The organism is Ochrobactrum sp. PL_is483, assembly GCF_055816855.1.
On record NZ_JBVPGS010000038.1, the window covers coordinates 119,836 to 137,323 of the forward strand.

17 protein-coding genes are annotated in these 17,488 nt (G+C 55.8%); 15 read left to right on the plus strand and 2 right to left on the minus strand.

Annotation, left to right across the window (positions count from 1 at the left end; all coding sequences use genetic code 11):
* Positions 1-52 precede the first annotated feature (52 nt).
* From AC0TNJ_RS16255 to AC0TNJ_RS16305, 11 genes are all read left to right on the plus strand, one after another.
* Positions 53-445 carry a c-type cytochrome gene (locus AC0TNJ_RS16255; RefSeq protein WP_109986765.1) on the plus strand — a complete coding sequence of 131 codons (393 nt, stop codon included), beginning with the start codon at positions 53-55 and terminating at the stop codon, positions 443-445.
* A 220-nt stretch (positions 446-665) separates the two neighbouring features.
* Positions 666-1,202: a flavin reductase family protein gene (locus AC0TNJ_RS16260; RefSeq protein WP_109986766.1), complete on the plus strand. Its 537-nt coding sequence runs from the start codon at positions 666-668 to the stop codon at positions 1,200-1,202.
* Between the two features lie 121 nt (positions 1,203-1,323).
* Positions 1,324-1,791: a redox-sensitive transcriptional activator SoxR gene (soxR, locus tag AC0TNJ_RS16265; protein WP_162997308.1), complete on the plus strand. Its 468-nt coding sequence runs from the start codon at positions 1,324-1,326 to the stop codon at positions 1,789-1,791.
* Between the two features lie 178 nt (positions 1,792-1,969).
* Positions 1,970-3,424: an MFS transporter gene (locus tag AC0TNJ_RS16270; RefSeq protein ID WP_473771690.1), complete on the plus strand. Its 1,455-nt coding sequence runs from the start codon at positions 1,970-1,972 to the stop codon at positions 3,422-3,424.
* Positions 3,424-3,822, plus strand: a complete 399-nt coding sequence (locus AC0TNJ_RS16275; RefSeq protein ID WP_473771691.1) for a DoxX family protein — start codon at positions 3,424-3,426, stop codon at positions 3,820-3,822. Before AC0TNJ_RS16270 ends, AC0TNJ_RS16275 begins: the two co-directional genes overlap by 1 nt.
* Before the next feature lie 71 nt (positions 3,823-3,893).
* Positions 3,894-4,724, plus strand: a complete 831-nt coding sequence (locus AC0TNJ_RS16280; protein ID WP_473771692.1) for an SDR family oxidoreductase — start codon at positions 3,894-3,896, stop codon at positions 4,722-4,724.
* 159 nt (positions 4,725-4,883) lie between these two features.
* Positions 4,884-6,323: a UbiA family prenyltransferase gene (locus AC0TNJ_RS16285; protein ID WP_473771693.1), complete on the plus strand. Its 1,440-nt coding sequence runs from the start codon at positions 4,884-4,886 to the stop codon at positions 6,321-6,323.
* Entirely contained in the window at positions 6,323-7,651 is a 1,329-nt protein-coding gene (locus AC0TNJ_RS16290; protein WP_473771694.1) for an FAD-binding oxidoreductase, read from the plus strand. Before AC0TNJ_RS16285 ends, AC0TNJ_RS16290 begins: the two co-directional genes overlap by 1 nt.
* The gene (locus tag AC0TNJ_RS16295; protein ID WP_122001123.1) at positions 7,648-8,067 is read left to right on the plus strand and encodes an EamA family transporter; all 420 of its coding nucleotides are present in this window, start codon (positions 7,648-7,650) and stop codon (positions 8,065-8,067) included. Before AC0TNJ_RS16290 ends, AC0TNJ_RS16295 begins: the two co-directional genes overlap by 4 nt.
* A gap of 15 nt (positions 8,068-8,082) precedes the next feature.
* The gene (locus tag AC0TNJ_RS16300) at positions 8,083-9,090 is read left to right on the plus strand and encodes an NAD-dependent epimerase/dehydratase family protein (RefSeq protein WP_473771695.1); all 1,008 of its coding nucleotides are present in this window, start codon (positions 8,083-8,085) and stop codon (positions 9,088-9,090) included.
* A gap of 8 nt (positions 9,091-9,098) precedes the next feature.
* Positions 9,099-10,514 (plus strand): aspartate aminotransferase family protein, encoded by a 1,416-nt coding sequence (locus AC0TNJ_RS16305; protein ID WP_473771696.1) that lies wholly within the window; start codon positions 9,099-9,101, stop codon positions 10,512-10,514.
* Positions 10,515-10,525: 11 nt separating this feature from the next.
* On the opposite strand, the gene AC0TNJ_RS16310 is transcribed toward AC0TNJ_RS16305, so the two are convergent.
* Positions 10,526-12,199 (minus strand): hypothetical protein, encoded by a 1,674-nt coding sequence (locus AC0TNJ_RS16310; protein ID WP_473771697.1) that lies wholly within the window; start codon positions 12,197-12,199, stop codon positions 10,526-10,528.
* 1,798 nt (positions 12,200-13,997) lie between these two features.
* Here AC0TNJ_RS16310 and minC point away from each other — a divergent pair.
* The 4 genes from minC to AC0TNJ_RS16330 all read left to right on the plus strand — a co-directional run bounded on the left by minC (position 13,998) and on the right by AC0TNJ_RS16330 (position 16,173).
* Entirely contained in the window at positions 13,998-14,726 is a 729-nt protein-coding gene (gene minC / locus AC0TNJ_RS16315) for a septum site-determining protein MinC (protein ID WP_473771698.1), read from the plus strand.
* 149 nt (positions 14,727-14,875) lie between these two features.
* Entirely contained in the window at positions 14,876-15,691 is an 816-nt protein-coding gene (gene minD / locus AC0TNJ_RS16320) for a septum site-determining protein MinD (protein WP_122001119.1), read from the plus strand.
* Complete coding sequence (gene minE, locus AC0TNJ_RS16325; RefSeq protein ID WP_006468449.1) at positions 15,688-15,957, plus strand: cell division topological specificity factor MinE; 270 nt, start codon at positions 15,688-15,690, stop codon at positions 15,955-15,957. Before minD ends, minE begins: the two co-directional genes overlap by 4 nt.
* A 45-nt stretch (positions 15,958-16,002) precedes the next feature.
* Positions 16,003-16,173, plus strand: coding sequence for a hypothetical protein (locus AC0TNJ_RS16330; protein WP_006468450.1), 171 nt, complete (start codon positions 16,003-16,005; stop codon positions 16,171-16,173).
* Positions 16,174-16,547: 374 nt separating this feature from the next.
* Here the strand turns inward: AC0TNJ_RS16330 and AC0TNJ_RS16335 are convergent, their stop codons facing one another.
* Positions 16,548-17,456, minus strand: coding sequence for a LysR family transcriptional regulator ArgP (locus tag AC0TNJ_RS16335; RefSeq protein ID WP_473771699.1), 909 nt, complete (start codon positions 17,454-17,456; stop codon positions 16,548-16,550).
* Positions 17,457-17,488: the final 32 nt, after the last annotated feature.

Below are 17,488 nucleotides of genomic sequence, written 5' to 3' on the forward strand. Positions count from 1 at the left end.
AACCAAGGTTGAGGAACTAGAGAAGCATGGCCGATTATCTGGAGTATCGTCCATGCGCTTGTCGCTCCTTCTTGTTCCCCTTGCCTTTTCCACTGCTCTCATTGTTTCGACAGCCGCCTCTGGTGAAGGGGCGGATGCTGCCGCGGGAGAAAAACTCTTCAAGCGATGCTCCGTCTGCCACACGGCGGATGCCGATGAAAGCAAACGCGGCCCGTCATTGAAGGGCGTGGTGGGCCGCAAGGCCGCCTCCTATCCGGGCTATCCCTATTCGGATGCAATGCGCAAGGCGGCGTCCGAAGGGCTGGTCTGGAACGAGGATGAGCTGAAGAGCTTTCTCAAGAAACCGCAAGCCATGGTGAAAGGCACATGGATGGCTTTCGCCGGGCTGACCAAGGAAAAAGACCTCGAAAACATGATCGCCTATCTGAAACAGCATTCCGAATAGCTGTTTGGAGCCGATATGGCCGAACGGACATCCCGACGTAAGGCCATGGCCGGTCGGAAACGCTGCGGGGCGATTCCGACCGGCGCCAGAGCATTTCCAGCAAAAGTGTGAAACGGTTTTGCGTTCGGAAATGTGGAAAAACAAATAGATAGAGCGGTTCCGACGATGCCGTCAAACAGGAACCGCTCTAAGCAGGGACAGAAGCCGAAGGTTGCCTGACATGATGAACACGAACGTGCTGCATATAGACCGGGACGCAATTGGCGCTGTTTCGAAACGAGAGTTCGCGGATGTGATGTCGCGTATGGCCGCGACCGTGTCCGTGGTGACAGCGCGCGACGCTGGCGAAGCCCACGGTCGCACGGTGACAGCGGTGTTGTCGCTTTCCGCCGAACCGCCGATGGTCTTGGTTTCGGTCAAAAGCGACAGCGCACTGGCAACGGCGATCATTTCCGATGGCGGCTTCTCACTCGCCATGCTCGCGGAAGGGCAGGAGATGATCGGCGACGCCTTTGCAGGCAAAATACCGCATGGGCAAAGATTTCTCATTGGGGTGTGGGGCGAATGGCCGTCGGGCAGGCCGCATCTTTTCGGGGCGTCAGCTGCGATTGATTGCGAACTGGCGGGCAGTGTTCCAATGGCGGATCACACGCTTTTTGCCGGGCTGGTAACGAATACCGATTTGCCGCTGCATTCTCGCCCGTTGCTATGGGCGCGTCGCAATTATCGCGCGTTGAGACATGACGCGGATTTATGAGACGCTTGCGATGGCGCGCGGCTGGAGCGCTTTTCTTCCGCGCATCTGAACCAAAAGCCGTTTCACACTTTTCGGGATGTGCTCAAAGGCCTACACATTCGGCATGATCGAGTTTGACGATATGGAACATTCAGGTCTCAAGAAAAGCCTGACAGTTGGTGACGTTTCCCGGCGCGCTGGCGTGGCGGTCTCTACGGTTCATTTCTATGAAACCAAGGGGCTTATCGAGGGCTGGCGCACAGAGGGAAACCAGCGACGTTATCACCGCGCCGTGCTGCGTCGCATTGCCATTATCAAGATCGCGCAACGCGCGGGTATCCCTCTCGCGATCATTCGTGAGGCGCTGGAAGACCTTCCGCATGACCACGTACCGACAGCGGAAGACTGGAGACGTTTTTCGGAAGCCTGGAAAGGCATGCTTCAGGAACGTATCGACAGTCTGATGCAGCTTCGTGACCAGATAACGAGCTGCATCGGCTGCGGTTGTCTCTCGCTTTCCGAATGCCCGTTGCGAAATCCGGACGATATCCTCGGGCAACAGGGTGCTGGCCCCAGAAGATTGATGGCCAAGACCGGAAATCTCACCTGATTTTCGAGCGTCCGAGCCGAGTTTTCCCCACCGCCATTGCGCTCGTTCGCAGTGGCGGTTTTGTTTTGGATTTGGCCGATTAAATCCTGATGTTTTCAGTCGAAATAGCCTATTGACCTCAACCAAGGTTGAGGTTCTATAAACCCGTCGGCAACAATTCAGTTCACGGAGGCCGACAGTGCAAAGTTCGATCGAAGAAACAATTCCGGCGGGGGATGCGGGCTATAAGCCCGCTGGCTGGGGTGAGCTTCTAAGCGGTAAAAATGGCCTCTATGCCCTGGCTTTGGCTGGTGGGGTCACGCTCCACGCGGTCAATATGTACATCGCGACCACAGTCATGCCGAGCGTGGTGCAGGATATTGGCGGCATGGATTTCTATGCCTGGGCCACGACCTTATTCGTCGTTGCATCCATTCTGGGCGCCGCACTCACTGCGCGGCTTCTGAAAAGTGCGGGTCCAAGGGGCGCCTATGTCGTGGCGACCCTGCTGTTCGCGGCCGGTACACTGATTTCGTCTCTGGCTATCAATATGCCTGTGATGCTGGTGGGGCGGAGCGTGCAGGGCCTTGGCGGCGGCTTCCTTTATGCGCTTGCCTATGGTCTCACCCGTGTCGTGCTGCCAGAGCGTCTGTGGGGCAGGGCCATTGGGCTCATTTCCGCGATGTTTGGCGTGGCGACACTGATCGGTCCGGCGATTGGCGGCATCTTTGCCGAATATGGCGCATGGCGCGCCGCTTTCTGGTCGTTGCTGCCCGTTTCGGGCCTTTTCGCTGTGGTCGCATTCGCAACATTGCCGCGTTCGAGCTGGGACAAGAATGAGCGCGTTTCCATTCCCGTTCTTCAACTCATCCTTTTGACCGGCGCTGTCCTTGCGGTGTCGGCAGGCAGCCTGTCTCAGGAGACGCTATGGAAGATCGTTGGACTGGGGGCTGCGATATTCATGATTGCCATTATTGCGGTCGTGGACCGCGATGCCAAGGCCCGCCTCCTGCCGCGCCGCTCGTTCAGCCTGTCGACGCCGCTGGGTGCGCTTTACCTTACAATCGCGCTTTTGATGCTCAGCATGCAGCCCGAAATATACGTGCCCTACCTGCTTCAGCACCTGCATGGCCAGTCTCCGCTATGGGCGGGATATCTGGCGGCACTGATGGCCATTGGCTGGACTGTGGCATCCTTCCTCAGTTCCAAATGGCAGGAGAAGGGCGGCGACAAGCTTGTCGTGGCTGGCCCCATCCTTGCGCTTGGGGGCCTCGTGTTGCTCGCCGTATTCCTTCCGGTTCACGGTAACGGCAACTGGTCATTGCTCGCGCCTGTCTGCCTTGGGCTCATCCTGATCGGTTTCGGGATCGGCCTTGCCTGGCCGAGCCTCGTCACCCGTGTTTATCAAAGCGCTCCGTCGACCGAGCAGGACCTTGCCGCAGGCGGCATGACGACCGTGCAGCTCTTCGCCATTGCCTTCGGGACGGCCTGTGCGGGCATGGTTGCCAATTTCGCCGGTATTGCAGTGCCTGGCGGCGTGGAAGGCGCGGCCAATGCCTCGCTCTGGCTCTCGGTAATTTTCGCGCTCGCACCGGCAATTGCGATTGCCGTGGCATTCAAGGTCAACCGGATCACTGGCGGAAAGGCTGATTGATGCCGCGCTTCATTGCTGACATTCTCGATTCCCGCGTCAGTCTTTTGCTGGCGCGGATCGTTCTCACCTTTGTTTTCTGGTCCAGCGGTCTGGCCAAGCTCTTTGATTTCGGTGCCAATGTCGCGGAAATGGAGAGCTTCGGTCTCTATCCGGGCTGGCTGTTCAACAGCGCGACCCTGCTTTTGCAAATCGGCGGATCGTTGATGATTATCTTCAATCGCGGAACCTGGCTGGCTTGCGGCTCTCTTGCGGTCTTTACGATCCTGACCATTCCGGTCGCTCATCCATTCTGGGCGAAAGAAGGAGAAGAAGCTTTCCGGGACATGACGGTCGCACTGGAGCACATATCGCTGATTGGTGGCCTCGCCATAGCCGCGATCCTGGCGCGTAGGGTTTAAACCACTGGACGCAAGGATTGGCCTGCCTGTACCTTGCCTGTCGTCTGATCGATAGGCAGGGAGGGCCTGGCATGGATGTGACGATCATAACGGGAGCATCGGATGGTATCGGTGCCGAAACGGCACGGCAGATTGCCCGGCGCGACCGTGCAAATGCTGCTTTGGTGCTCGCCGCGCGCAATGTGGACAAGCTGGAAAATCTGGCAGCCGAATTGCGGCAGCTGGACAGTTCTGCCCTCGTGGTGCCAACCGATGTGAAAGATCGCGCTGCCTGCATCGCTTTGATTGACAAGGCGGTGTCCGCCTATGGCCGCATCGATACGCTAATCGTGAATGCGGGCATGTCGGCCCATGCCAATTTTGCCGAGATCAAGCGGGATGATCTCGGCTGGATGCATGATCTGATGGAGTTGAACTACTGGGGCAGTGTCTGGCCTATCCATGCCGCACTTCCCCATCTTGCTGCAAGCAAGGGGCGGATTGTAGCGGTCTCATCCGTTGCCGGGTTGATCGGCGTGCCGGGACGCACGGCCTACAGCGGAACGAAGTTCGCCCTTTCCGGCTTTTGCGAGGCGCTTCGCGCGGAGCTGGAACCAAGCGGCATATCCGTGACAATCGTCTATCCGGGTGTCGTGAAGACCGACATTCGCAAGGTGGGCTACAGTGCGAGTGGGGCCGCACTTGGAACGAGCGGCGTGCGCGAGGATGACATGATGCCGGTCGAAGAAGCTGTGCGGCTGATGCTGGACGGCGTGCAGGCGCGCAAACGGGAAGTGCTGATGACCCGGCAGATGCGGCTGGGGCGTTGGTTGAAGCTTATAGCTCCCGCGCTGGTGGACCGCATGGCGCTCAAGGCTATCAAGCCGGAGTTCAGGCCGAAACCGATCATCCCCGCAAAGTAAACAACGATTGGCAAGCGGTTGCGACCGAGAATGAGGTTCTCGACCCGTTTTGCAGCGGGAATGCGCGTTTAGCGCAATCTATATCGAGAAAGTACATTTTTCATTTGGCTTCTGTCGCGGTCCCGTTACAAGAGAGGCTCGGGCGGTAAAGGGCTAAAAATGGACACGCGGGGGCAGGGCAGCAGGAATGTGCCGCTGGCAGTCGATCTGGACGGAACGCTGGTTTCGACTGATCTGCTGTGGGAAGGCATTTTTCTTCTTCTGAAAAAGAACATTCTGTTGGTCTTCATGTTGCCGGTCTGGCTGCTCTCCGGCAAGGCATATCTCAGGCAACAGGTGGCAGGCCGCGTCACGCTGGATGCGTCGCGACTTCCTTATCGAACCGAGTTTCTGGATTTTCTGCGCAGAGAATATGAGTCAGGACGCATGTTGGTGCTGGTGACGGCAGCTCCGGAACCGGTAGCGACTGCTGTCGCGTCGGAACTCGGTATCTTCAGTGAGGTCTGCTCAATGTCCCTGACAAAAGAATCTTCCGCGAAAAGCAGAGCCGAACTGCTGGTGGAGCGCTATGGGCGGCAGGGGTTCGATTATGCGGGGAATGATCGCGACGATCTGCCGGTTTTCGATGCGGCGCGGCAGGCGATTGTCGTGGCACCCGATCGTGCAGCAGCGCGCTTTCAGAAGCGAACCGGCTGCGAAGTTTTCAATGCCGGAAAACCGACTATCCGAACCTATGCCCGGATGCTGCGCGTTCATCAATGGCTGAAGAACCTGCTGGTCTTTGTTCCTGCCACTCTGGCGCACGATATAGTGAAGCCGGACGTGTTCATTGCGGGTTGCCTGGCATTCATTGCCTTTTGTGCGACAGCGTCTGCGATCTATATCGTCAACGATATTTCCGATCTTCCGGCGGACCGGAGACATGCGCGAAAAAATCAGCGGCCCTTTGCAATGGGGCAGATTTCCATTCCTTTCGGCCTTTCGGTCGCGGCTCTGTTGCTGCTTTTGACAGCTTTCATCTGCTTTTTCCTGCCGCCGGCTTTCACGCTGGCAATCGTCACCTATCTGGTTGTCACGACCGCCTATACATTTGCCTTGAAACGCATGCTGCTGGGCGACGTGATTTGTCTCGCAGGGCTTTACAGCTTGCGGCTCTTGGGAGGATCGGCGGCATCACATATTCCGCCGTCCTTCTGGCTGATGGCCTTTGCCATGTTCTTCTTCCTCTCGCTCGCATTGGCGAAGCGCTATGTCGAGCTGCAAGGCGCGGTAGCGACGGAAAAGGACAAGATCGCCGGGCGGGGATATCGCCCCGAAGATCGCGATATCGTGGGGCAGTGCGGGGTGGCAGCCGCATTTACTGCAGCGCTGGTTCTGGCGCTCTATATCAATAGCGATGCGGTCAAGACGCTCTATACCTATCCCTGGCTGATATGGCCGCTCGGTCCGATGGTGCTCTATATGAATGTTCGCGTTTGGATATTGGCGCATCGGGGCAACATGGATGACGATCCCGTTCTCTTTATCGCCAAGGATTGGCGCAGCCAGCTCGTCATCGCGCTTGGCGCAGTGTTGCTTCTTGTGGCTGGAATGCGCTGATGGAACAGTCCTTCGACAGTTTCGGGCGTGTTGATCGCCGAGAGCGCCGATCTCTTTCGCTGGAGAGGCTGGAGACTGATTTCACGCGCACCTTGCCCAAAGATGCCAGCCTGTTGCCATTCGGCAATGGTCGCTCCTACGGTGATAGCTGCCACAACGATGCGGGCTTCCTCGTGCCCATGCAGGTGCGAAGAAGAATAGTGCATTTCGATCCCGACCGGGGAGTGCTGACGGCAGAAAGCGGCGTGCTTCTGGGCGAAATCATCGCTCATGTTGCGCCGCATGGTTATTTTCTGCCTGTTACGCCCGGCACCCAGTTTGTGACGCTCGGCGGCGCTATTGCCAATGACGTGCATGGCAAGAACCATCATCGGCAGGGGACCTTCGGGTGCCATGTCGACGCGCTGGACCTGCTTCGCTCGGACGGTGTTCATTATAGATGCTCCGCAGCGGAAAATCCCGACCTGTTTCGAGCCACAATCGGCGGAATGGGGCTGACCGGATTGATCCTCCGCGCAACGATCCGGCTTATGCGCGTGGGCGGTCTCGATATTGAGGAGAAGATTTTGCCCTTCGCCAATCTCGATGCATATTTCGATATGGCCGAGATTGCCGATAGTGAGAATGAATATGCCGTGGCCTGGGTCGATCAGCTTTCCAATGGTAGGGGCCTGCTGATGGTCGGCAATCATGTTGCCGCGCCGGGCGGCGCGCATATCGCGGCATCTGCGCGCCTCGACGTGCCTTTTGACTTGCCGTTTCCCGTGTTGAACAGGGCAAGCCTGGTGCTCTTCAATACAGCCTATTTTCATCGCAAGAGACGGATGACGGCAGCGCATGGAGTGCCGTATCGGAACTTCTTTTATCCTCTCGACGCCATCCGAAACTGGAACCGGCTTTATGGCCCGGCAGGGCTTTACCAGCACCAAAGCGTGATCCCGTTTGATGCTGCCAGAACCGTCATTCCGGCCATGCTCGCGGCAAGCCGCGAGGCGAGGCAGGTATCGTTCCTGACTGTGCTTAAGCGTTTCGGGTCGGTGAAGTCTCCCGGTCCCATGTCATTTCCGATGCCGGGATATACGCTGACCATGGACTTCCCCAATCGTGGCCGAAAGACGCTGGAATTGCTGGACCGTCTGGACCGGATGACCGTCGAGGCCGCCGGTCGGGTCAACCCCTATAAGGATCAGAGGATGAGCGCCCGAACGTTTGCAGCAAGCTATCCGCACTGGCGCGATTTCGAACCTTTCCGCGACAAGGCTTTCAATTCCAATTTCTGGCGCCGCACGGCTTTGACGCTCAGTGAGGCAGGTGAGGCAATGCAATGAAATATATACCCTTCATCCTGTTCACAGTCATGACCAATGCCGCCGCGCAACTGATGCTGAAATACGGCATGCTGACGCTCGGACCGATCAGCTTTTCAGCAGAAACACTGATCCAGCGCGTGTTCCAGATCGTTTTCAATCCGTGGGTTTTTGCGGGCCTTCTGACCTTTGTCATCTCCATGGCATCGCATCTTTACGTGTTGTCCAAGGTTGATCTTTCCTTCGCCTATCCGTTCCTTAGCCTTGCCTATGTGGCGGTGGCTCTGTTCGCATGGTTTTTGTTCAAGGAGGAACTTGGGGCATACAAGATCGCAGGCATCGCGTTCATTTGCATCGGGACGGTCCTGATTGCGCAAAGCGGCAAATCATCCGAGCCGAAGGCAGAGACGAATGTGAACCAGCAGACGCGGGGTTGAGCGAGGGGGCACGCAATGAGACACATAATCTTCGGCGGTGATGGATTTGTGGGGCGTTATCTCGCTCCCAAACTTCTTGGCGATGGCCATGAGGTGATTGTCGCGGATATCGTGAAAAGCGATCTGCCGCACTATGCCGACGTCGCTTTCGTCGCGACCGATGTAACCGATCCGGAAGCAATCCGCAGGTTCGGCATTCGCGCCGACGACGTGGTTTACAATCTGTCGGCCAAGATGCTCTCGCCGATACAGGTCCGCGCAAAACGGCATGATTTCTTTTTTCCCGTCAATTATTACGGGACGGAAAACATCATCAGGGCGATGGATGCGGCAGGGGCGAACAAGCTTGTGCATTTCACCACCGACATGGTGTACGGGCACACCTACACATGGCCGCAGAAGGAAGACCATCCCTGCAAGCCGCTCGGCGAGTACGGGCTTTCCAAGCTGAAGACGGAAGAACTTGCCATTGAATGGCGCGAGCGGGGGATGAATATTTCCCTGTTTCGTCCGCGCCTTATCATCGGCCCCGGACGCCTCGGCATTCTGGAAAAGCTGTTCAAGCTGATTGATTACAATCTGCCGGTGCCGATGATCGGTTCGGGCAAAAATCCCTACCAGTTTATTTCGGTATTCGACTGTGCCGAGGCGGCACGGGCTGCTTTCAAGGCGGGTATACCTAATGAGGTCTATAATCTCGGTTCGCTCAACCCGCCCCCGGTTCGCAAACTGCTCGGGGATCTCGTCCGCCATGCAGGATCAAAATCCGTCTTGTTGCCGACGCCTGCCTGGGCGGTGAAGCGGACATTGGGCCTGCTCGACTGGATGAACATGCCGATCATGGACCCGGAGCAATATCTGATTGCCGATGAAATGTGCGTTCTGGATGTTTCAAAGGGCGAGCGCGAGCTTGGCTGGGTGCCGCAATATCGGGACGAGGATATGCTGATCGCAGCCTATAGCGAGTATCGCAAAAAGATCGAAGCTGCATCCTCCGACGCCCAGGCACCGGAAGCTGTATAGGGGCAGACATGAACCAGTCCAACACAACGCCAAAGCCGAAACTGCTGACTGTTGACGAAGCAAAAGCGCTCGATCTGCCGCAGATGACGGAACTGTTCACGGCTCACCTCAATCCGGGTCAACTTCACTTCATGAAGCTGCTCGGTTTTCACAAGGTGAAGATCGAGCGTGCGGAAGGCATGTATTATTCCGACCAGAACGGGCGCCCGATCCTCGATTTCTTCGGCGGGTTCGGCTCATTAGCTTTCGGTCATAATCACCCGCGCATTCTGGAAGCACGGCGACAGTTTCAGGAAGAGATGCGCCACGAGATTGCAATCGCCTTCATGTCCCAATATGCGGCTGCTCTTGCTTATGACATTGCAGCCTGTTCACCCGGCGATCTCGACATGGTGTTCCTCGGATCTTCCGGCTCGGAAGCGATGGAAGCCGCAATCAAGGTTGCGGAGCGCGCCGCCGGTCCGAACAAGCCGAAGATCGTCTATGCTGAAAACTCGTTTCACGGCAAGACCAAGGGCGTTCTGTCCATCACGGATGGCGGGCTTTATCGCGGCGAATTCAAGCTGGTCGACAACACTGTGCGCGTGCCTTTCGGCGATATAGAAGCCATTGAAAAAGCGTTTCGCGCGGACCCTGAAATCGGGGTGATCGTGCTTGAAACGGTGCAGGGCGGCGGCGGCATCATTCAGGCTGATGCAGAGTTCTGGCAGAAGCTGCGTGGCCTGTGTGACCAGTATGGTGTGATCTGGGTCGCCGACGAAGTGCAGTGCGGGTTGGGACGAACCGGGAAATTCTATGCTTTCGAGCATTATGGCGTCATTCCAGACGTCACTGCGCTGGCGAAGTCGCTTGGCGGCGGAAAGACAGCCATGGCCGCGATGATCGCGCGCCGTGGCATCTACATGAAGGCCTATGGCACGCCCAAGACTGCAATGATCCATGCGATGGCGACTTTTGGCGGGATCGGCGAAGCCTGCGTAACGTCCATTGAAGCCTTGAATGTTCTATACGATGAGCATCTGATCGATAACGCAGCCGAGGTAGGGGATTATCTTCTGGAAAGGCTGAGCGAGTTGCAGGGCCGCTATCCTGCGCTTGTGAAAGATGTGCGCGGGAAGGGGATGATGGTGGGACTGGAGTTCCATGATTTTTCCCAGACAATGCCAGCTGTGCTGCGGCCTGTTCTGGGAATGCTGGATGAAAAGCTGAAAGGTTCGCTCCCCGGCTTTATCGGCAGCCATCTGCTGCGCGATCATGGGGTTCTGGTCGCCTTTACCGAGTATAACCGCAATGTCATTCGCCTCGAGCCGCCGCTGATCTGCGGCCGCGAGCATGTGGACGCGTTCATCAAGGCGCTGAATGAAGTGCTTTCACGCGGCATCGTCCGGATTGTGCGGGATTTCGTCAAGGCTCAAATCAAGTAAGTGGATTCCGCTTACGGAATAAGACCGTGGCGAAGCAGCAAATCCCAGCACGGGTTCAAAGCGATAACGGAGCGATCCTTTAGCGCTTCGGCGTATATTTCCTGCAGGGCAAGACGATTGGTCGTCGTCGGACATTTCGGACGCAATATACCATCGGTTGCTTCCACGGCGGCTTTCGTTCGTTCGGACAGAGCAGGCACCGTGCGGAACGGGTCAGCGCCGATCTGGATATGCCGTGTGGCGTCGCGGTCCAAAATCCAGGCGAACGGATTGACGAAGTCGAGCGACATGATGCTTTGCAGGCGGATATTGTTGCGGGTTTCGAAGGTTTTCAAATCCTCCACCATCTGGTTTGCAGAAAGGAGCCAGAAAACCTGAAAGTCAATTTCCGAATAAAGCTGCCAACTGGGCAGCTGGCCCTGTTTGGCCAATACGTCATAGGCGGCATTGTTCTCTGGATAATGGGATTGGAAAAGTTCTGCCCGCTTCAGGAAATCAGGCCGCGTAAGCACTTGGCCCGAGTTCTTCAACTTCGGCAAAGAGGGTTGAACATAAGTCGGCGCGACGGCCACGGCTCGCAAGGTGCGGTGTGTGACCTTGGTGAAAGTCGGAATGACACAGAAGGCGACAAGCGTGACGAAGACGATCTTGAACTTCTCGCTGCCGGCTTTCACGCGTCGAAAGATCATGAGCAGGATGGGCCAAAGAAAAATGAATTCCTGACTGCCGGTGTTCTGCGTTTCAAGAATGACGCCGCCCAGAAGCCCGATGGCGAGCCAGACGGAACCCCGATCGAAGAAGCGGCCTTGCGTTCCGGGTAGGCGCTGCTCCCTCCAGAAAAGGGCCAGAACGAGAACCGCTGCCGGGACGATGACATCGAGTTTCAACGATATGACGGTGAGGAAGCGCGGCAATAGCGCCTCTTCATTCAATGCGATCAATGTCGTGATATCGCGAACATACGCGCTGATAATTCCATTATTCAGTTCCAGAGCCAACAGCGCCGTGATGGCGGTCATAGCAGCCAGCGCTACGCTGCGAATTGAGATTCTTCCCGCCAGAAGCGCCGCAAGACCGAATAAGCCGCCTGCAAGAAAGCCCGTAATCTTCATAAGGAAGAGTGCAAGCATGACCGCCGCGCAAAAAAGCGCAAGCTTCGCGCCGTCACGCCTGAACATCAGGCCGCATATCAGCACGTAAAGCAGGAGCGACGTGTGGCGGTTATAAATCCCGAAGCCATCCAATCCGGGATAGGGATAAAAGCTCTGTGTATTGGCCGGAAAGACCGCGAAAACCAGAAATGGAACAAGAAGAAGAAAACCGGTCATCTGGTTCCGGGGTTGAAGCTGCGCCAGCACCCATGCCATCAGAGGCGCCGCGATAGCCAAAAGAGACCATTGAACGAGCAACAGCGGTTGCGCTTTTGGAAACAAGGTTTGTCCCCACGCAAACAGATAATAACCAAGCGGTCCTGCGGGGGTGGAGAAGTCCACGTTCGGAATCTGCCCCATTCTTATGCGCTGGGCAGCATCAAAATAGATGTAGCTGTCCCAATACATGGGGCCGATCGGCGCATTAAGCCTCAACGACAGAAGTACGATCTGCAAGAGCAGAACTAAAGCCAGCCAGAACAAGGGCGCCCCGTGCACCCGCCTGGCGGAATTGAAAATCTTGCTAAAATACATGGAACCCCGCTCCCCTGCCGCGCCGAGTACCGAAATTATCCCTCAACCCTTAAAACAACTGAAAGAGCCAGCGCATCATCAGTTCGGATTGAAGAAAGTCAATGAGGAGTTCGGGGAGAGGCCAGAAAAGAGAACGCCCACTGCACTGGGAGGAGGAGTGTGCAGTGGGCGGATCTATAAAGCGCGATTGGGAGGAGGAGTATCGCGCTTTGGGTTCGGTTTTTGGGAGGAGGAGTAAAACCGAACAACGCCAAGATAGGGGTAGGGGCTGCCGCTTACAAGGGGCAATGCTGCAAGGCAGATATGCATTTTCGGGTAGCTAAAAAGAAACCGCCCCGCAGCGATCGAGCGCGCTGGGGCGGTACTCCCTCCTCCAAGTGGAGGGAACAATAAACACGCTCATTCAGAAAGCAACCCCTTTATAAAACTCTATAATTTTCAGAAATTACTGAAATTTATGTATGTTTATCGGACGGTGGCGGTAAAAGCTCAAGCTGATCTCACAGTGGAAGCCATGCGCCGCAGAATGGAAGCGGGTCTTCCCTCAGCCGAGCCTCCCGCCAAAGATATCGACGCGGAAAATTCGAAGTTCGAGCGGTCTTCAACTCTTGGGCGATTTGTTCACCGGATTTTCAAGTGTACCGATAAATTGTCTATTTATTTTCGGCAAAGCTGTGAGTAAGTTCCTGCCATCTTCTTCGATTGGGGGCTTTCGGAGGAGGTACGCCGCCTCAGCGCGTTCATTCGCTGCGAGGCGGTTTTTAATTTGGGTGCGGGTGACAGTGCATATCAGCATTGCAAGCTTGTGAATTGAGCGAGCAGACCCGACGGGTTACAGATTGCGGAGTCCGGTGACCCGCAATGGTCCTCCCCCAACTATTCGGGCTTTTTTGCACTGCAATCACGTATTTTTTCACGCTGGAACGTATTGTTAGTTCCAGAATCGGAGCTAACGTTCCATTTTCCTAGTGCGTGCACTCCTGAGAGCTCGCCCGCCTCGCGCCCCTAAGCCCCCCGCCCAAACGCGAGGCGGTTCCTTTGAGCGGAACCTTCCAAGATATATTTCGTATTCGGGCATCTTCGGCAGAATTTGCCGATTGCAGCTGGAGTATTTTCAGCAAAAGTGCGAAGCGGCTTTGCGTTGGATAATGCGCAGAGGCCCACTTTATAGCTGTGTTCGATGAAGCAAAAAGACGACCGGAAAACAGCAATTGTTCTATCGCTATATTCCTCGTCACCGCGATGAAGGTTTCTTGATGGGATGGCGCGAATTTTGTGCTTGAGTTTGTTTATGAGGCCTCTGGCTGGAGGGCATGAAAATACCGACTATCCATTCGACGGGTATAGAAAAATTGCAAATGAATTAGAGTATACTTTTAATTGGTGCGGCAGAAACTTGATTATTCTTGGTGATGCCTAAAATTATCTCCCCACATCTCATAATAAAAACATATTATAAATTTGTAATACATTACGTAACGTCACATTTGATTGAAATTTAATTTTATATTTTCCGCTGCGTCTTCTGTGGAAGGGTGAAGATACGGCAATTATCGGTCAAGATATCCGGCTATAATCGAGAGAAAGTTGAGTCGTTTCCCGGCTGGAAGCGATTTCGGCATTCCGTACGGGTACAATGTTGCGTTCTGTGCCTGGAGTGGATCGCGAATCCAATTGTTATGCTCTGAGTGTCAAAAAAGAGCCGACTGCCTTGGCTGTCGGGATCATTCAGGCTTCAGAAATTAACCATCTGTTAACCATTGCGCATATAGACCGGATAAACCGTTTTTTAACCAAGATGAATCAAGTGCTAACACAGTCTCGTCCAATCCGCTTGAAAGGGAGGTCCTTTCTGGCGCTGGTGCTCTCGCCTGAACTACCGCTCGACGGCTGGCTCGACAAGCTGGATGATTTGGCAGCACGTTCAGTGGGGTTCTTCCTGAACCGCCCGATTGTTCTCGATCTGGAGAATGTATCGATCGAGCGCCCGCAACTGGTTCAGCTGCTTGAGGATCTGGTGAGCCGTGGCGTGTGGATTACCGGCTTCGAAAATGCCAGGCCTTCTCTTTTGGGTCCCGGCATGCCGCCTGCGATGCGTGGGGGGCAACCAGCCGCCGATTTCGACCCGGAGATTGTGGAAACGAAACCGAGGGAACATGCACCGGTTGCGCCAGCATCGGTACAGCTCGTCAAGGCCGTGCCTTCCATGGTTGTGACCGAGCCGGTTCGATCCGGCCAGTCGGTTTATTTTCCTGACGGCGATGTGACGATTGTCGGTTCTGTTGCATCGGGTGCGGAAGTGGTGGCGGGCGGTTCGATCCACGTTTACGGAGCATTGCGCGGTCGTGCGATGGCCGGAACAGCCGGAAACGCCAATGCGCGCATTTTTTGCCGCAAGATGGAAGCCGAGCTTGTCGCTATCGACGGCCTCTACAAGACGGCCGAGGACATGGAGAGCAGATTGCGTGGACAGGCTGTCCAGCTCTGGCTCGATGGCGATTATATGATGGCGGAAACGCTGAGCTAGCTAGCTCGTTTAAGGGCAAAAGCGCTGCGGGAAAGCGTATGCCCAACCAAATTGTCAGGCACGTTTGAGTGCCACAAAAGAAAAGCAGAGCATTTTCTATACCCGGTAACGGATGCTCTGGAGGCGCGCGGGAGATACAGGAGACAAATATGGCAAAAGTGATTGTTGTAACTTCCGGTAAGGGTGGCGTTGGCAAAACGACATCGACCGCTGCAATCGGCGCCGCGCTGGCGCAACGCGGCGAGAAAACTGTCGTTATCGACTTCGATGTCGGCCTGCGCAACCTCGACCTCGTCATGGGGGCGGAACGCCGTGTCGTGTTCGATCTGGTCAATGTCATTCAGGGCGATGCCAAGCTTCCGCAGGCTTTGATTCGGGACAAACGCCTTGAGACGCTGTATCTGCTCCCGGCCTCCCAGACCCGCGACAAGGATAACCTGACCATTGACGGCGTTGACCGCGTCATGGAAGAGCTCAAGAAAGAGTTCGACTGGATCATTTGCGACAGCCCTGCCGGGATCGAGCGCGGAGCCACGCTTGCCATGCGCCATGCGGATATGGCGGTCGTTGTAACGAATCCTGAAGTGTCGTCGGTGCGTGACTCCGATCGCATTATCGGCTTGCTCGATGCCAAGACACTCAAGGCCGAAAGCGGCGAACGTGTCGAAAAGCATCTTCTGCTGACCCGTTATGATCCGGTGCGCGCCGAACGCGGCGACATGCTGAAGGTTGATGACGTTCTCGAAATTCTGTCCATTCCGCTTCTCGGCATCATCCCGGAAAGCCAGGACGTTCTGCGGGCTTCCAATATTGGTTCACCCGTGACGCTTGCCGATCAGCGCAGTGCGCCTGCATTGGCTTATCTCGACGCAGCCCGCCGCCTTGCCGGTGAAGAAGTGCCGATGACTGTTCCATCCGAAAAGCGCGGCCTTCTGGGTAAACTTTTCGGAAGGAGAGCGGCATGAGCCTGTTTCGTTTTTTCAGCAAGCCTGCTTCCGCGCCACAAGCGCGCGAACGCTTGCAGGTTTTGCTCGCCCATGAAAGGGCGTCACACGAACATTCTGATCTGGTTGCGGTGTTGCGGGAGGAAATCCTCGCTGTCATCGCCAAACATATCCAGATTGATCGCGACAAGGTCAGCGTGAAAATGGACCGGGGCGACCAGATGTCGACGCTCGAAGTCGATATCGAACTTCCCTTGAAAACGAAAGCGAAGGTGCGGGCAGCCTGATTAACACCAATCTTGCGGATAGCCAGAAAGATGGAGGGAGAAACCATGAACCGCGGTGCACTTCTCACCAGATTGAAGGAGCTTCAGGAGCTTCCCAAGTTTCAGAAGCGGGATATCTGTAGCATCAGCGCCTTCTTGCAACTCGAGGCGCTGGCAGAACATGTCAGGGTCTGCGAAGAAGCGGCCGGCGTTGCACAAACCGGGCAGGATCATTGATCCTGCCTTTTTTGCGGACATTGCTGTCTCGAACATTCCGTCTCTGCGACTTCTGGAGGCCGGAAACGGGATTAACTGACCTTCACGGCACGGCAAAGAACATCTGCAAATAGCAGCCGAGGAAAACAAGGGCGATCAGCGCAGCGATGAGAAACAGGAGCTTCATCGTCTATGGATCGCTCAATCGCTGTTCACATTCAAGAAAACAGATAGTGATTGACCGTCAGGGGAAGAAAAACCTTACCCCGGCTATCTGTTTTTAGCACGGCTTCGATCACATCGGAGCTATAGCTTTTTGTTTCCATGCGTTTTTTTGAAAGCGCATTTCGCGCCATCAGGATGCGCGCCAATAAATTTGGCAGAAGCGAGCCGGTTTATTCCCGCGAAGGGGAGAGTTCCTGTCGCGCGGTCGACAAGACCATCTGTGTAAGATCTGCAAGCCTGTCTGCCGCGAGGCGGTTGACCTGCCAGAACAACGGAATATCCAGCGGCGTGTCCGGGATCAGCTCAACCAGCCGCCCGGACGTCAAATGTTGGTCCACCAATTGCACCGGATTCATCCCCCATCCCATGCCGGACAAGCTGGCATCGACGAAGGCCTGCGTCGATGGAAGCCAATGTGTGGGGCAAGCCATATCGGTTTTTAGGACGGTGCGTACCCATGCATCCTGTAGCCTGTCCTTCTGGTTGAATGTCAGTGCTGGAGCCTTGGCAATAGCGTTGCGGGTTATGCCCTCCGGAAAATGCTGTGCGATGAATTCAGGGGAGGCGGTAGCCCGATAGCGGAGCACGCCAAGCGGGGTGAGACGGCAGCCCTGAACGGGTTTGTGCAGGGCAGTGACGGCGGCAACCACACGCCCGCGCCGCAACCATTCGGCAGTATGATCCTGATCATCGACTGCTATGTTGAAAAGATAGTCCGATGCCGTGCTGAACTGCGAGATGGCTTTCAGAAACCATGTGCCCAGACTGTCGGCATTGGTCGCAATATGGAGCGTTACGCGCTGTGCAGTATTTTCGCTGCCGGACAGCCCTGGCAATTCCGCCAGAAGTTCGCGTTCGAGCATGCCCACCTGTTCGATATGACGACAGAGCCAGTCGCCCTTTTCCGTGGCTGCGCACGGAGAGCCTCGCTCAATGAGGACGACTCCAAGCCGCTCTTCGAGATGTTTGACGCGTTGCGAGATCGCGGAAGGGGTTACGTTCAAAGCCCGCGCGGCCTTCTCAAAGCTGCCTGTCTGAACCACCATCGCCACTGCTCTCAAGGCGGAATAGTCGATCATTAGTATTCCTTAATCAGAATTATAAAGTTTAA

Coding starts and splice junctions, on each gene's coding strand:
- AC0TNJ_RS16300 (WP_473771695.1), top strand. CDS start 8,083: ATGAGACACATAATCTTCGGCGGTGATGGATTTGTGGGGCGTTATCTC.
- AC0TNJ_RS16285 (WP_473771693.1), top strand. CDS start 4,884: ATGGACACGCGGGGGCAGGGCAGCAGGAATGTGCCGCTGGCAGTCGAT.
- AC0TNJ_RS16295 (WP_122001123.1), top strand. CDS start 7,648: ATGAAATATATACCCTTCATCCTGTTCACAGTCATGACCAATGCCGCC.
- AC0TNJ_RS16290 (WP_473771694.1), top strand. CDS start 6,323: ATGGAACAGTCCTTCGACAGTTTCGGGCGTGTTGATCGCCGAGAGCGC.
- AC0TNJ_RS16335 (WP_473771699.1), bottom strand. CDS start 17,456: ATGATCGACTATTCCGCCTTGAGAGCAGTGGCGATGGTGGTTCAGACA.
- minE (WP_006468449.1), top strand. CDS start 15,688: ATGAGCCTGTTTCGTTTTTTCAGCAAGCCTGCTTCCGCGCCACAAGCG.
- AC0TNJ_RS16280 (WP_473771692.1), top strand. CDS start 3,894: ATGGATGTGACGATCATAACGGGAGCATCGGATGGTATCGGTGCCGAA.
- AC0TNJ_RS16305 (WP_473771696.1), top strand. CDS start 9,099: ATGAACCAGTCCAACACAACGCCAAAGCCGAAACTGCTGACTGTTGAC.
- minD (WP_122001119.1), top strand. CDS start 14,876: ATGGCAAAAGTGATTGTTGTAACTTCCGGTAAGGGTGGCGTTGGCAAA.
- AC0TNJ_RS16310 (WP_473771697.1), bottom strand. CDS start 12,199: ATGTATTTTAGCAAGATTTTCAATTCCGCCAGGCGGGTGCACGGGGCG.
- AC0TNJ_RS16275 (WP_473771691.1), top strand. CDS start 3,424: ATGCCGCGCTTCATTGCTGACATTCTCGATTCCCGCGTCAGTCTTTTG.
- soxR (WP_162997308.1), top strand. CDS start 1,324: ATGGAACATTCAGGTCTCAAGAAAAGCCTGACAGTTGGTGACGTTTCC.
- AC0TNJ_RS16255 (WP_109986765.1), top strand. CDS start 53: ATGCGCTTGTCGCTCCTTCTTGTTCCCCTTGCCTTTTCCACTGCTCTC.
- AC0TNJ_RS16260 (WP_109986766.1), top strand. CDS start 666: ATGATGAACACGAACGTGCTGCATATAGACCGGGACGCAATTGGCGCT.
- minC (WP_473771698.1), top strand. CDS start 13,998: ATGAATCAAGTGCTAACACAGTCTCGTCCAATCCGCTTGAAAGGGAGG.
- AC0TNJ_RS16330 (WP_006468450.1), top strand. CDS start 16,003: ATGAACCGCGGTGCACTTCTCACCAGATTGAAGGAGCTTCAGGAGCTT.